This is a genomic window from Reichenbachiella sp. MSK19-1, assembly GCF_003590315.1.
Lineage (GTDB): Bacteria > Bacteroidota > Bacteroidia > Cytophagales > Cyclobacteriaceae > Reichenbachiella > Reichenbachiella agariperforans.
Genome location: NZ_MIER01000021.1, coordinates 474,002 through 488,834, shown reverse-complemented (window position 1 = coordinate 488,834; position 14,833 = coordinate 474,002). Strand labels below are relative to the sequence as shown.

General features: G+C 41.8%; 11 protein-coding genes. 6 read left to right on the top strand and 5 right to left on the bottom strand.

All coding sequences use genetic code 11. The features are described from left to right. Positions 1-4: 4 nt before the first annotated feature. The 3 genes from ilvD to BGP76_RS19930 all read right to left on the bottom strand — a co-directional run bounded on the left by ilvD (position 5) and on the right by BGP76_RS19930 (position 4,446). On the bottom strand, positions 5-1,675 hold the full coding sequence (gene ilvD, locus BGP76_RS19940; protein WP_073122626.1) for a dihydroxy-acid dehydratase: 1,671 nt from the start codon (positions 1,673-1,675) through the stop codon (positions 5-7). Positions 1,676-1,705: 30 nt separating this feature from the next. Further along, a complete protein-coding gene (locus BGP76_RS19935) occupies positions 1,706-2,596 on the bottom strand; it encodes a branched-chain amino acid transaminase (protein ID WP_119845959.1) in 891 nt (296 codons plus the stop codon). 692 nt (positions 2,597-3,288) lie between these two features. Continuing rightward, positions 3,289-4,446: a 2-isopropylmalate synthase gene (locus tag BGP76_RS19930; protein ID WP_073122629.1), complete on the bottom strand. Its 1,158-nt coding sequence runs from the start codon at positions 4,444-4,446 to the stop codon at positions 3,289-3,291. A gap of 145 nt (positions 4,447-4,591) precedes the next feature. Here BGP76_RS19930 and BGP76_RS19925 point away from each other — a divergent pair, with 145 nt between their 5' ends. The 6 genes from BGP76_RS19925 (at position 4,592) to BGP76_RS19900 (ending at position 11,149) form a co-directional block, all read left to right on the top strand. Next, positions 4,592-6,139: a hypothetical protein gene (locus tag BGP76_RS19925; RefSeq protein ID WP_073122631.1), complete on the top strand. Its 1,548-nt coding sequence runs from the start codon at positions 4,592-4,594 to the stop codon at positions 6,137-6,139. A 46-nt stretch (positions 6,140-6,185) separates the two neighbouring features. Then, positions 6,186-7,364 carry an acetyl-CoA C-acyltransferase gene (locus tag BGP76_RS19920; RefSeq protein WP_119845958.1) on the top strand — a complete coding sequence of 393 codons (1,179 nt, stop codon included), beginning with the start codon at positions 6,186-6,188 and terminating at the stop codon, positions 7,362-7,364. A 110-nt stretch (positions 7,365-7,474) separates the two neighbouring features. Further along, positions 7,475-8,797 carry a toxin-antitoxin system YwqK family antitoxin gene (locus BGP76_RS19915; RefSeq protein ID WP_119845957.1) on the top strand — a complete coding sequence of 441 codons (1,323 nt, stop codon included), beginning with the start codon at positions 7,475-7,477 and terminating at the stop codon, positions 8,795-8,797. Positions 8,798-8,863: 66 nt separating this feature from the next. Further along, complete coding sequence (locus BGP76_RS19910) at positions 8,864-9,808, top strand: phosphoribosylaminoimidazolesuccinocarboxamide synthase (RefSeq protein WP_119845956.1); 945 nt, start codon at positions 8,864-8,866, stop codon at positions 9,806-9,808. Positions 9,809-9,826: 18 nt separating this feature from the next. Next, positions 9,827-10,204, top strand: coding sequence for an STAS domain-containing protein (locus BGP76_RS19905; RefSeq protein ID WP_073122641.1), 378 nt, complete (start codon positions 9,827-9,829; stop codon positions 10,202-10,204). Positions 10,205-10,234: 30 nt separating this feature from the next. Continuing rightward, positions 10,235-11,149, top strand: a complete 915-nt coding sequence (locus BGP76_RS19900; protein ID WP_119845955.1) for a ribonuclease Z — start codon at positions 10,235-10,237, stop codon at positions 11,147-11,149. 130 nt (positions 11,150-11,279) lie between these two features. On the opposite strand, the gene BGP76_RS19895 is transcribed toward BGP76_RS19900, so the two are convergent. After that, the gene (locus BGP76_RS19895) at positions 11,280-12,356 is read right to left on the bottom strand and encodes a DUF4249 domain-containing protein (RefSeq protein ID WP_119845954.1); all 1,077 of its coding nucleotides are present in this window, start codon (positions 12,354-12,356) and stop codon (positions 11,280-11,282) included. A 12-nt stretch (positions 12,357-12,368) separates the two neighbouring features. Beyond that, complete coding sequence (locus BGP76_RS19890; protein WP_119845953.1) at positions 12,369-14,783, bottom strand: TonB-dependent receptor; 2,415 nt, start codon at positions 14,781-14,783, stop codon at positions 12,369-12,371. Between the last annotated feature and the right edge of the window lie 50 nt (positions 14,784-14,833).

Here is a 14,833-nt window from a genome sequence, read left to right as displayed (position 1 = left end):
ATATTTATTCGTCGGTCACACACCCTTCGGATGCAGACTTTACTTGATTAATATATTTCTTGAGTATGCCTTTGGTTGCTTTGTAAGGAGGCTGTACCCATTCTTTCTTTCTTTTCTCCATCTCCTCGTCACTGATCTTCAGTTCGAGTTTGTTGTTGACTGCATCGATGGCGATGATGTCTCCATCTTTCACCAATCCTAGCGGCCCACCTTCTTGCGCTTCTGGAGTGATGTGCCCCACCACGAAACCATGCGAACCACCAGAGAATCGACCGTCCGTGATCAATGCCACGTCTTTGCCTAATCCTGCGCCCATCACAGCACCTGTAGGCTTGAGCATCTCTGGCATCCCTGGCCCACCTTTTGGCCCAGAGTATCGGATCACAATCACTTCTCCTTTTTGCACCTCTTCGCCGATTCCTTTGATCGCCGCGAACTCATCGTCGTAGCATCTCGCTGGCCCTTCGAAGTACTCGCCTTCTTTGCCTGTAATCTTCGCTACCGCACCAGTCGGTGCGAGGTTTCCATACAGAATCTGCAAGTGTCCCGACTTTTTGATCGGATCTCCAAAGGAGTGAATCACATCCTGCTTCGCTTTCAAAGAAGGTCCTTCTTCTATGTTTTGTGCCAAAGTCTTACCCGTCACAGTCATACAATCACCGTGTAGATACCCTTCTTTCAACAAGACTTTCATCACACCTGGGATACCTCCCACGTTGTGAAGATCCTCCATGAGGTACTTTCCACTTGGTTTCAAATCCGCTAAGAAAGGAGTCGTATCTGACAATCTTTGGAAATCATCCAGCCCGATCGGCACATCGACAGACTTGGCCATGGCGATCAAGTGAAGCACCGCATTGGTAGAGCCTCCTGTAATCATCACCAATCGAATCGCATTTTCGAACGCCTCTTTGGTCATGATGTCGCTCGGACGAATATCCTCGGTCAGCAAATGTCTCACCGCCTGCCCTACTCTATAGGTCTCTTGCTTCTTGTCCTCGCTTTCGGCAGGATTGGAAGAAGAAGAAGGCAAACTCATCCCCATTGCCTCGATAGCAGATGCTAGCGTATTCGCGGTATACATCCCTCCACATGCCCCTGGGCCTGGGATTGCATTTTTGATGATTCCTTTGAAATCCTCGTCAGAAATATTATTTCCTAGTTTTTGGCCGTACGCCTCGAAAGCCGATACAATGTTGAGGTCTTCGCCCTTCCATTTCCCAGGCTTGACCGAGCCGCCGTAGACCATGAGTCCCGGTCTGTTCAATCGTCCCAAAGCCATGATAGCGCCAGGCATGTTCTTGTCACACCCTACGACTGGAACTACTGCATCGTAAAACTGTGCATTGACCACTGTCTCGATGGAATCTGCGATAATGTCACGAGACACCAATGAATATTTCATCCCAACTGTACCATTGGATATCCCGTCGGAGACTCCTATAGTATGGAAAATCAAACCGACTAGATCAGCTTCTTTGACCCCTTTTTTGACTTGGTGAGCCAAAATATTGAGGTGCATGTTACATGGGTTTCCTTCAAAACCGGTACTGACTATACCTACTTGTGCTTTGCTCATGTCGGCTTCTGTCAATCCAGTCGCGTACAATTGTGCCTGTGAACCAGGTTGCGAAGGATCTTGCGTGATCGTCTTACTGTGTTTGTTAAGTTCCATTTATATTCTAATATTTCTAATCTTCTCTTGTTATCCTACCGCCGACTCACTCAACTCTTCGTTGGTGACTCTGGCTCTATACATCTGAAACAGCTCGTAGGCCACTGTTTCTTTCCAATCTTTTTTGAACTCAATATCTCCTATCGAGGAAATACTCGCAACCTCTGTCGCCGTACCTGTGAAAAAAGCAACTTCCCCTCCTCTCATATCCTCTGGCACGAACAGCTTTTCCACGACAGGATAGCCGAGCTCCATGGCGTACTCAATGATGGTTGCTCTCGTGATACCTGGCAGGATATTGCCCAATGGAGGCGTATAGATCACACCGTCTTTGACAAAGAAAAAGTTCTGTCCCGAGCCCTCCGACACATAACCGTCCGAATCCAACAACAAAGCCTCATCGTACCCCTCTCGCTTGGCTTCATTGGTTGCCAAAATAGAGTTGGTATAGTTGCCAGTCACCTTCGCTTCGATCGGAATTGACTTTGGGTTTGGACGCTGGTAGGATGAAATCATCACTTTGAGTGACTCGTCTCCGAGGTATGGAGGCCACTCCCAAGCCGCCATCATGATATGTGTCTCACCACAGGTAATCAGCTTCATGTTAGCGCCGAGATATATCAATGGCCTGATGTAGGCATTCTCCAAATTATTCTTTTCTATCAACTCATAAGAAATCTTGACGAGTTCGTCCACCGAGTAGGGAAACTTAATTGCCATTCGCTCTGCCGAAAACTTCAAGCGTTCAAAGTGCTGCTTAGCCTTGAAAATATTTGGTCCTGCAGCACTACCATAAGACCGTATTCCTTCGAACACGCCATTGCCATGATGCATGGTTTGGCTATACAAATTGACTTTAGCCTCAGAAGCCTTGAGCCACTGGCCGTCTAGGTAAAGAATCGAATTTTCGTTGTAATACATGGTCTAATCTCTTTAAGTTATTTAGCAATAGACATAAAAAAAGCCCTTCACTGTAAAGAGAAAGGCTTTCGGATATTTTTAGATATACGCAGCTTTCTCAGTAACCGTACACGGCAGTCACAGTGACAATAGCTAATATGTCAATAATCGTTATCACTTTTATCTGTTGTTTTTGGGCAATAAAAAAGCGTCATCCTTTGGGGGAATGACGCTTCAAATATTTTTTTAGAATTATTGATATATCATTCCCGGCCTGTGATCACGGTGACCACTGCTACAATCGTTAATGCTATGACAATAATTGCTATCATTTCTTTCTTTTAATTAATGCCAAAATAGCTCATTTTAATTTTCAGTTCCAAACAAACAGTCGGGTTTTTGACAAAAATAAAATACACTCGCTTGTAGCCTACTAAACAATACTTAGCTCAGGAAGAATTGAAATTTCACTTTTCTCCTACCCAAAGAAACCACCTACTGCGATTTCGACTTAACTTACCTTATTCGAAAAACAATCATTCAGCCCCAAAGGCATACAGGTAGTTAGTCCTAGTGCCTCTACACTGACTAGACCCTAAGAACATACGGCCAGTCAATTTTTCGTCATGCTGTTTTGGAGTCCGCTTACTACTTTTGACAGTTGCTGATGCGTACTCTGCTTTATTTGTGTTTCGATTCTTCATATCTTATGCTTAGGCACTAATTGCTAGTGCATTCATGAGCTCTTTCAATTGCTCCTCCTCTACCACATTATGCTTGTCTGCTACAGACAAAAACTGCTTGTACGCTACATCCAACTCTTCTTTGGCTAGCTTGAAACCGATTTTTTCCAATCGGTAGCTCAATGCTGCCCTACCACTACGGGCTGTCAGAATGATAGATGACTCGTTCACGCCGACTTCCGCTGGATCGATAATCTCGTAGTTGTCCCGATTCTTAATCACACCGTCTTGGTGTATCCCCGATGAGTGTGCAAAGGCATTCGATCCTACGATCGCCTTGTTTGGCTGTACAGGCATTCTCATTTTTTCAGAGACCAATCGGCTCATGGCGTTGAGGCGTCTAGCATCTATCCGCGTATCACTTTTCAACCAGCTGTGCTTGCGCATGATCATCACAACCTCTTCGAGTGATGTATTTCCTGCACGCTCTCCAATTCCATTGATAGTACATTCGATTTGTCTCGCTCCATTTTGTACCCCAGCGATAGAGTTGGCAGTTGCCAAACCTAAGTCGTTGTGACAGTGCGTCGACAAGATCGCTTTCTCAATTCCTTTGACGTTTTCTTTGAGGTATTTGATTTTAGCCCCATACTCTTCTGGCAGACAATACCCTGTGGTATCCGGGATATTAATCACTGTGGCTCCTTCTGCAATGACCGCTTCTACGACTTGCGCCAAGAAGGCATTCTCGGTACGTCCCGCATCCTCCGCATAGAACTCCACGTCTTCCACATATTTTTTTGCCCACTTGACAGCCTGCTTACTTCTCACTAGGATATCTTCTCTAGTAGTTTTAATTTTAGTAAACACGTGCTGATCCGATGTCCCGATCCCTGTATGGATTCTTGGGTGCTTCGCATGTTTCAATGCTTCGGCAGCTACTTCTATATCTTTTTGTACTGCACGCGTCAATCCACACACAGTAGCATTTTTAACCAATTTGGCTATCTCAGACACAGACTCAAAGTCTCCAGGGCTGGAAACCGGAAAGCCCGCTTCGATAATATCAACCCCCAACAGCTCTAGTTCTTCCGCTATCAGCAACTTATCTTTGGTATTCAACCTGCACCCAGGTACTTGTTCTCCATCTCTAAGCGTCGTATCGAATATGTGTATGCGATTTTCCATAGTTCTGTTTCTATTTCTTACACTCCAAAAGTAATTAGCGAATTATCGCTAAAAAATACCATTGTTTTATTTATTTACGATCTCTAACAAGTCATAATCGAACCAAATACTCCAATTAACGTAAATAGAACAAACTTTAAATACAATGTCTAAAGAAAGATCCGACTCTCTATTTCTTTTGATCAAGTCACTCAAGAAAAGTGAAAAGCGCTATTTCAACCTATCGAATAGTGGCACAGAAAACGCCAAATACACCCATCTATTTAGCGTTATTGACAAGCAGAAGAAATTCGATGACGATGAAATATTGATCAAAGCGCCCATAATCAAGGCACAACAACTCTCTAATCTCAAAGCTCACCTCTACACCAAAGTACTCGAATCACTGCGAGACTACAATTCTAGTACACTCCCCAACATCCGTATCCGGGACATGGTGGATCACGCCGAGATTCTATTCAACAAAAGTCTCTATACCCAATGTGCTGAGGTAATCAAAAAAGCAAAAAAGATGGCCATCAAGAGTGACAACCTTGAGATGCAATTGGAGATTTTAAAATGGGAGAAACAAATGCTCACACGACATACGGTCCGTGACAGTCTAGAGCGAACCAACAAAGTGATACGAGAGATAGAGGAAACCACCACACGCATCAACCATATCAACTCTTTCTCCAACCTCCAGTTCAAACTACAAGCGATGTACAAAAAAATTGGGTTCATCCGAAATGAAAGTGACTACAAGGACATCAATCAGGTTTTCAACTCCAACTTGCCATTATTCAATGAAGCGACTTTTTCTGTCAGTGAAAAAATCAGTTTGTATACTCTGTATATAGGTTACTATTTTTTTATTCAGGATTTCAAAAAAGGGTATCAGTACGCCAAACGGCTCGTCGAGCTCTTTTCGGGACAAAAAACACTAATCCAATCAAGGCTGGAAGCTTACATCTCTAGTCTGAACTATCTACTAATCGCTCAAAACAAACTCCTGAAATACCGTGAATTTCAAAACACCACACGTGAGCTCCGTGCATTATACACCCTGCCTTCTGCTCACCTCAACGAAAACATCAAGCTAAAGCTGCAGAAATACACCTTCGTCCACGAGTTTAATCGACTCTTTATGAAAGGAGATTTTAGGAGAGGTGTTAACCTAATAGAACGGATCATGCCAGGAATCGAACCCTTTGCTCTACAGCTTGACCCACACTCTCGAGTCATCATGTACTTCAAAACCGCCTGTCTATACTTTGGAAATGACGACCACAAAACTGCCATTATCTGGCTCAACAAAATCATCAACTCGCACGAAGTGGATTTGAGAGAGGACATTCACGGTTTTGCACGGATAGTTAACCTGATCAGCCACTATGAACTAGGCAACATGGAGTTGATCGAGTACTACGTACGATCCACCTATCGTTTTCTTCTGAAGAAAGAAGACCTCCATCAGTTTCAAAAATACATCCTCAACTTCCTCGTAAGACTAAAGACAAACATCACGGAAAAAGAGCTAGAAAAACGATTCGAAACACTGCGTAATAATCTCCTCTTGCTATCCAAAGATCCTTACGAAAAAAGAGCTTTCTTGTACTTCGATATCATCTCGTGGCTAGAATCCAAAATCGAAAAGCGTCCCGTACAGAATATCATCCAAGAAAAAGCGGCTGTTCGCTTGACGAACGCCTAGGTCATTGATTACATTTGGTATATAACAACCCAAAAACAAAATCATTATGGAAGAAGTATATCTGGTATCTGCCGTCCGCACACCAATAGGAAGTTTTGGCGGTAGTTTATCCTCTCTCTCAGCGGTCCAACTTGGTTCTATTGCTATCCAAGGCGCGCTCAACAAAGCAGGAATACAAACCGAAAATGTAGACGAAGTATTCATGGGCAATGTCGTATCAGCAGGATTAGGACAAGCACCCGCACGCCAAGCAGCGATCGGAGCTGGCATAGGCTACAACGTCCCGTGCACTACGGTCAATAAAGTCTGTGCCTCTGGCATGAAGTCCGTCATGCTCGCTGCTCAATCCATCATGCTTGGACAAAACGACGTGGTAGTCGCTGGTGGCATGGAAAGCATGTCCAATATCCCATATTACGTACCAAAAGCACGCTACGGTCTCGGTTATGGACATGGACAAATGCTCGATGGATTGCTACATGACGGGCTCTGGGAGCCATATCATAAATTCCCCATGGGTAGCTGCGCAGACAACACTGCCAAGGAAATGAACATCAGCCGCGAAGCGCAGGACGAATACGCTATTGCTTCTTACCAAAAAACAGCTACATCTACCGAAGCTGGTTCTTTCAAAAACGAAATCGTACCCGTAGAAGTACCACAAAGAAAAGGAGAGCCCGTCGTAGTAAATGAAGACGAAGAATTCCGCAAGGTCAAATTCGACAAAATCCCATCGTTACGTCCCGTCTTCAACGCTGATGGCTCTGTCACGGCAGCCAATGCGTCCACCATCAACGACGGAGCTTCCGCCCTAGTGGTAATGAGCAAGCGAAAAATGGAAGAATTGGAACTAAAACCCATCGCAAAAATATTGGGGTTTGCAGATGCCGCACAGGAACCTATCTGGTTCACCACTGCTCCATCGCTGGCAATCCCAAAAGCGATAAAACACGCTGGATTAACGCCCAAAGACGTAGATTTCTATGAGATTAATGAAGCGTTCTCAGTCGTCGCACTCGCCAACATACAAGCACTCGGCCTCAAGCCAGACACAGTCAATGTCCTCGGTGGAGCAGTAGCACTAGGGCATCCACTCGGTGCATCAGGTGCACGCATTATCACAACACTAACCTCTGTACTCGATCAGAAAAAAGGTAAAATCGGTGTAGCAGGCATCTGTAACGGAGGAGGTGGCGCATCTGCCATCGTTATAGAAAAGTGTTAATATCAACCCAATAATGCTCATGCAAACGAATGAGCCAATAAACCGTTATTTCTTCAAAGACTTTACATTTGCGAACTGATACAAGTGTAAAGTCTTTTTCACCCCTAGATATGAGAAAAATATTAGTCCTTTTGCTTCTTTCTATCCCTTCTGTATCGCTATTCGCACAGACCAAAGTAACCAAACGCTACGATCAGGAGCGAAACGGAGCCTATCCAATCAGAGAGACTTACACCACGATAAAAGTGGATACAACCACCGTACTACATGGTGAATACAAAAAGTATAGTTATGATGGAGCAGTAATAGTAACAGGATACTATCATCGGGGCAATCGTGAGGGGGAGTTTCTCAATTACTACGAAGACGGGCAGATACAACGCAGCACTTTCTATCTCAGAGGAAAAAGGCAGGGAGACACCAAAGTCTTCGACGATGCTGGACACCTAATCCAGTCAGGCACATTTCAAAACGATAGCTTGATTGGCATACTCAAATCCTACTACCCAGACGGTACGATCAAAAATGAAACAGAATTCAAAAAAGGTAAACCAGACGGACTAGTCAAAGAATACTGGACAAACGGAAAGATCAAAGAAGAAATCAGCTACTTAGGAGGTAAACAACACGGCCCTAACAAGACCTACTACGACACTGGTATCATCAAGTCCTCCATCAATTATAAAAATGGCGTAATCGATGGACAGCTACTCAGCTACTACCCTAGCGGACAGGTCAGTACCGAAACATTCCAAAAAAATGGGTCTAACGAAGGAAGTTTCAAGAAGTACTATGAAAATGGTCAGCTAGAAACTGCTGGCAACTACGAGCATGGACAGCTCAACGGGGCGATCATTTCTTACTATCCTGACGGAGCAGTCAAGCAGGAACTCAACCTAGCAAACGGTAAAAGATCTGGAACCAACATCGTCTACCATCCCAACGGTCAGATCAAAACCAAAGGCAACTACTCCAACTATGAAAAAGATAGCAACATAGATGAGTTCGACGAATCAGGCATTTTAATCGCTACTCGCAAATTCAAGGATGATTTCAAAACTGGAACATGGAAGTATTTTAATGAGAAAGGCGATTTACATATAATCGAGAGATACAACCAAGGAAAACTAGAAGGAAAACGCATCATCTATGATAACAAAGGCAATGTACTTACCGAAGAAGCATATATTAAAGGGAAGAAACATGGGGAGAGTCTCGCATACTATCCCAATGGCAAAATACTGGGAAGTAAAAACTACAAATTCGATCGACTAGATGGAGCTTACACACAGTATTTCAAATCTGGTGACCCTGAAATTCAAGGTCAGTACAACCGCAATGAAAAAGATGGACGGTGGATATACTATGACAAGAGAGGTAATATTATCAAAGAGGAAAGCTATAAATTTGGGCGGCTGATCACCCAGCCCTAGCATGAATTCAAATCCTGTCTGCTTTTTATATCTACTAATTAGCTGTGATGCTTTAGATTTGCCCCTATGAATACAGGTTTAAAGTCTACTGATTATCACTTTGCTGGACAAACGAAGAAATACACTGGCAAAGTGCGTGACGTTTATGAATTCGACCATGCACTGGTCATGGTCGCTAGCGATAGGATTTCTGCTTTTGATGTGGTGCTCCCAGACCCCATTCCCTACAAGGGACAAGTGCTCAATCAAATCGCTGCTAGATTCTTAGCAGCAACCGCCGATATCGTACCCAACTGGGTAGAATCTGTACCTGACCCTAACGTCACCGTCGGCAAGAAATGTGACCCCTTCAAAGTAGAAATGGTTATCCGTGGCTATTTAGCTGGACATGCGGCTCGCGAATATAAAGCCGGAAAGCGTATTCTTTGTGGGGTGAACTTACCTGACGGATTGAAAGAAAACGACAAGCTCCCTACCCCTATCATCACCCCTACGACAAAAGCCTCAGAAGGACATGACGAAGATATTTCTAGAGAGGAAATCCTAAAACAAGGAATCGTCGAAGAATCATTGTACATCCAATTGGAGGAATATACCCAAGCACTATTCCAACGGGGAACAGAGATGGCTGCAGAGCGTGGGTTGATTTTGGTAGATACCAAATATGAATTTGGCCTCTACAATGGAGAAATAATTTTGATCGATGAAATCCACACCCCTGATTCGTCACGCTACTTTTATGCGGACACTTATGCAGATTTACAAGCAAAAGACGAACCGCAACGACAACTTTCTAAGGAGTTTGTACGTCAATGGTTAATCTCTGAAGGGTTTCAAGGCAAGGACGGACAAAAGATTCCTGATATGTCTGAGGAAAAAATCAAGTCTATTTCTGATCGCTACATAGAGCTATACGAAAAGATCATCGGTGACACGTTTGATCGAGTAGACACTTCAGATATTTACAACAGAATCAAAGGAAACATCGAAAATTCGATTAATTTACAATAGACGAGGAGAAAACACAATATGAAATTCACACTAGATAGACAAGAAAAATACAATACAATAAAGTTCAACGAAGAGAAACTAGACGCTACCATTTCGGCAGAGCTAAAAACCGAGTTTTTGGCTTTTCAGGGGCAGGGAGTTGCTAATATGATTGTAGACTTATCTGAGGTCAAATATATCGACTCATCAGGACTCAGCGCTCTTCTCGTAGGCAATAGGGTGTTTACTGAGGCTGGAGGGACATTCATCCTCAGTGGTGTATCTGATCACGCCATGAAACTCATTAAAATCTCGCAACTCGATAAAGTACTCGAAATCCTACCTACAGTAGAAGAGTCAGTTGATCTCGTTTTCATGAACGAGCTAGAGAAAGGATTAAAAGAGGGAGAAGAATAGTCTTCTCCTTAGTTTTTCAGCCCCTAACATTTGTCATTTAGCGTCAAAATACTCGGATCCAATGCATCGGTACCTGCTCATAACAGGAATCAAACATCACAACTGCTGACGATGATGCAAGTGCCTTTTCTTATCGATTGTGGAGAAGGCACACAGGTTCAACTCAAAAAGAACAAAATCAAAGCCCAGAAGATAGACTACATTTTCATCAGTCATCTACATGGAGATCATTACTATGGACTTATTGGACTGATCTCTTCTTTACACCTCTATGGACGAAAAAAAGACCTAAACATCTATGGCCCTCCTGGGTTGAAAGAAATTTTAGCTATCAATCTCAAGCATTCGCAAACTGCACTAAACTACAAAATCAATCTGACCGAATGGATTTACGGAGAGCAACAGCTACTAATGGAGACGCAGAACATCACTGTACACTCTTTTCCACTCAATCATCGAATTCCCTGTTCTGGATTTATCTTCCGAGAAAAACCTAAAAAGAGAAGAATAGACCGATCAAAAGTAATTGCAGACATCCCTCCATCTAAAATCATTTCGCTCAAAAACGGAAATGACGTATTCGACCAAGATGGAAATCTTCAATATAAGAACGAAGACTACACCCTAGATCCTGCTCCATCACGTGCCTATGCTTTCTGCTCTGACACGAAATATGACGAAGCAATCATCCCATACATACATGGTGTGGACATACTCTACCACGAAGCTACCTTCATGGACAACATGACGGACCGTGCCGCACAAACCCACCATACTACAACCATAGAAGCTGGACTCATCGCTCAAAAAGCGCAGGTAAACAAACTACTCATCGGCCATTTTTCTACGCGTTACAAAGAGCTACTCCCTATGCTCGCCGAGACCAAAACTATCTTTGAAAATACAGAACTAGCACTAGAAGGGTATGAGTTCAGTATTGATTGATAAGTACCAAAAAAGGGTTAGCACAAACATGCCACCCCTTCTTCTTCACTTTAAACTTCATGAAACAACTATCTATCAGTAGGATAGCTAAAAAGTAACTGTCACTCTTCAACTGATCATTCATTTCATACTACTTCCAATAATCTGGTTTAGTTGTTCGCGAACTAGCTCCGTATGCTGTACAGTCTATGCAATTCACAGGGTAACAGCCACTATTGTTTGCTTCACAGACGTAAGTATGCGTATATGGCACCTCATAATTTATTAACATGACCCGTTGGCTAGCAACTCCTGACACCCCAAAATAACCCAGCACCAATTGCTCTGGGTCATCTATAGAACTAACATTTCCTTTGATCTGAAAATTACTCGTATCAAAAATAGACCCGCTATTTTCAGCTTGTTTTTCAATAGCAGCCCAGTATTCATACGCTTGTTCACTCAAACTGTACAATTGAATATTTGCACTATATCCAATCGCAAACTTCTTATCTATATCCGTAAAAAACACTTCATGACCTAACTGCTCTAAACCATCATAGTATCCATCATTCGTAATATTAAGAAACTCCGTATCAAACTTATCAACCCAACAATCCCTATGTGAAATAGCCATTGTACACCCTCTAGACTGCAAAACATCTCCTTCTCTGTTCCCCGCCAAAGGTGAAAACACCTGATAGGTTTCTTTATACCTCCATCTATAAAAATTGTCAACGTCCTTTGGATTATTGAAATCAGCATAAAACACTACTACTGACTCCTCCGTAAGTACATCAGAGCTACTCAGTACACTACGCTGTTCTATCCGATGATAAACCTTATCTATCGTTGGCACTTCATTCAGTGACTCAAAAGATGACTCAAACTCCTCACCTGACCTCAAAACAACCCTTAACCTATAACTTCCTCCAAGTTCTGCTCGAAAATTTTCTGGTGTCTGATACTTACCTTCTCCTATATTTTCCAAATCAATTACACCTCCCAGATTATCCTCAATAGTTACATTTGCTCCTTGTACTAGGTAGTAGTCTGTAGGGGCACCGAACTCTTTAGTTGTTGCTAATTTCACAATATGAGGACCAAATTCATTGGTTATAACCCCTTCAATAACTATATCTCCATTTCTTCCTTTAAAAACCCCTAGATTTTCAATGCAAGAAGAAGCAACCACTATAAATAACAAATAAAATAAAACTCTCTTCATCTCTAACTCCTCTTAAAACTCAATATTTAACATAATGGAAGGAAACGCACTACCCAAAACAGATAATTTATAGGCACTCGGTGGACTACCAACTTCATTCTTATAATACACTGAAAAAGCATTCTTTCGACCATATACATTGTATACAGCAAAAGTCCAACTTGCTCTCCACCACCTTTCTACCTTCGGTTTGGTTTTAAGATTCATTGAAATATCTAACCTATGGTAATCTGGAATTCTAAGTTCATTACGCAATGAATAACTATTAACATAGGTCAAATTACCTACATTGTAATTAAGCTCTGGTGCAGTAACTGGACGTCCAGTACTATAGGTGAAATTCACTCCAAAACTAACCAGTGGGGTCGACTGGTAATTGATAGCCGTAGTGAAATCATGTGGTTTATCATAATTGGACGGATACCAATCTCCATTACTTATTGTTTCATCCTCATTTTCACCCTCTACTTTTCTAAATGATCTGGAATATGTGTAACTCATCCAACCTGTAAGCTTCCCCATTTTCTTATTAACAAAAAATTCAATTCCATAAGAATTAGACTCTCCTGTCAATAAATCCGCCTCCAAATTTGAATTCATAAACAAATCCTTCCCATTCTTAAAATCCGTCACATCTGTACCATGCTTATAATAGACCTCTACAGAAGTTTCATATTGATTTTCTCTAAAATTCCGGAAATACCCTAAGGAAATTTGATCTCCTATTTCTGGTGGAACATAATAGTTACTTGTTTTCCAAATATCGTATGGAGATACTGCGGCGGTATTAGAAATCATATGAAGATACTGTCTGGTCCGGTTATACCCAAGCTTCATTGAACTCGTTGAGGTCAATTCATAATTAATTGTCACCCGAGGCTCTAAGCCTTGATAAGAGACTATTGGTTCACCATTATCATAGTAAATGGTATCCGTGATATTATTTGCTTTTCTCGAATCATTCGGTCCATACAAATAATCCGTACCCGGCCCCAGATTAACAAAGTGACTAAATCTCAATCCAGCCCGTATAGACAATGAGGAATTAACTGTAAAATCATCTTCTAGATAGATTCCCGTTTCAATAGACTTTTCCTTCTCAATATTCAAATCAGTAAGACTTGTATTTTCAGTTATCACATCTCTATTCCCTGGTTGAAACTGATAATAAGTTGATTCCAACCCAGCATTTATATTGTGTTTTTCATTTACAACATATGAATACCTAACACTCATTTTTTGATAGTCAATAACAGAAGTCACATCATATCGAATACCCTGATCATCTTCCTTTACCAGTGAAGTATAGTTCCCTACTACTAAATTGACATCTAAATCTGATCTATCAGAAAAAATATGACTCCATTTCACCACATGATTCATCATAGACCATTCAAAATCAGACTCTGCTGCAAATTTGAACCCATCACGACTGTAGTAGCCTGAATAACTCACTTTATTCTTATCGTTGACCATATAGGCCAACTTTGCATTCATATCTTGAAACATAGCACTGCTCTGGCGCAGCTCTAAATCTTTAGCCTTATTGAGCAACCAATCAGAGTAAGAGGCTCTGCCTCCAATCAAAAATGATACTTTTTGTTTAACAATAGGTCCTTGTATGGCTAACTTACTCGCCACCAATCCTAATCCAACTTCTCCTTTGTATTCATTAAAATCTCCTTCTTGCAGTTCTACATCCAGTACAGACGAAAGGCGGCCTCCGTATTGTGCTGGCATACCATTTTTATACAGAGACGCACTTTTAACTACTGCGGGATTAAACACAGAAAAGAACCCGAATACATGCGAAGGGTTAAAAATGAGGGCTCCATCCTGTAGAATCAAGTTTTGATCTACTCCTCCACCTCGTACATTGAAACCAGATGCACCTTCGCCCACTGTACTAACACCTGGCAAAAGCATCAACGACTTCACCACATCAGGTTCACCCATAAATGCCGGCATAGAATTAATCTTGTTAATATCTAACTCGTTCTTACCTACATCTAGGCTTTTGACATTAGCATCTTGCTTCTCTGCAAAAACTGTCACTTCATTAAGATTGAGAATCTCTTCACGAAGCTCAACTTCAATGTTAACATCCTCAATCAAATCAATCTCTATGATCTGGGTCTTCATATTGACACTGCTAAAGCGAACTTTAAATAGTCCTTTGGGAACAATAATTTTAAAATTACCCTCTACATCAGTAGCAGTTCCCTTTTGGACACTCTCTAAATACACCGTCGCTCCTATAACATCTAGTCCTGTATAAGCACTTTTAATATGTCCTGATAGTGTGGCTTTATAAGGATCACCCGATTGCGAATAAACACTTGTACTTGTGAATAAAAACACTCCCCAGATTACCACCTGAAACATTACTTTTTTTATGGCAACTGTTTTATTGCTTTCTACTAACATTTATAATTTTCAAAAACCTGAATTAACTTAAAATACATTAACATCTTTTA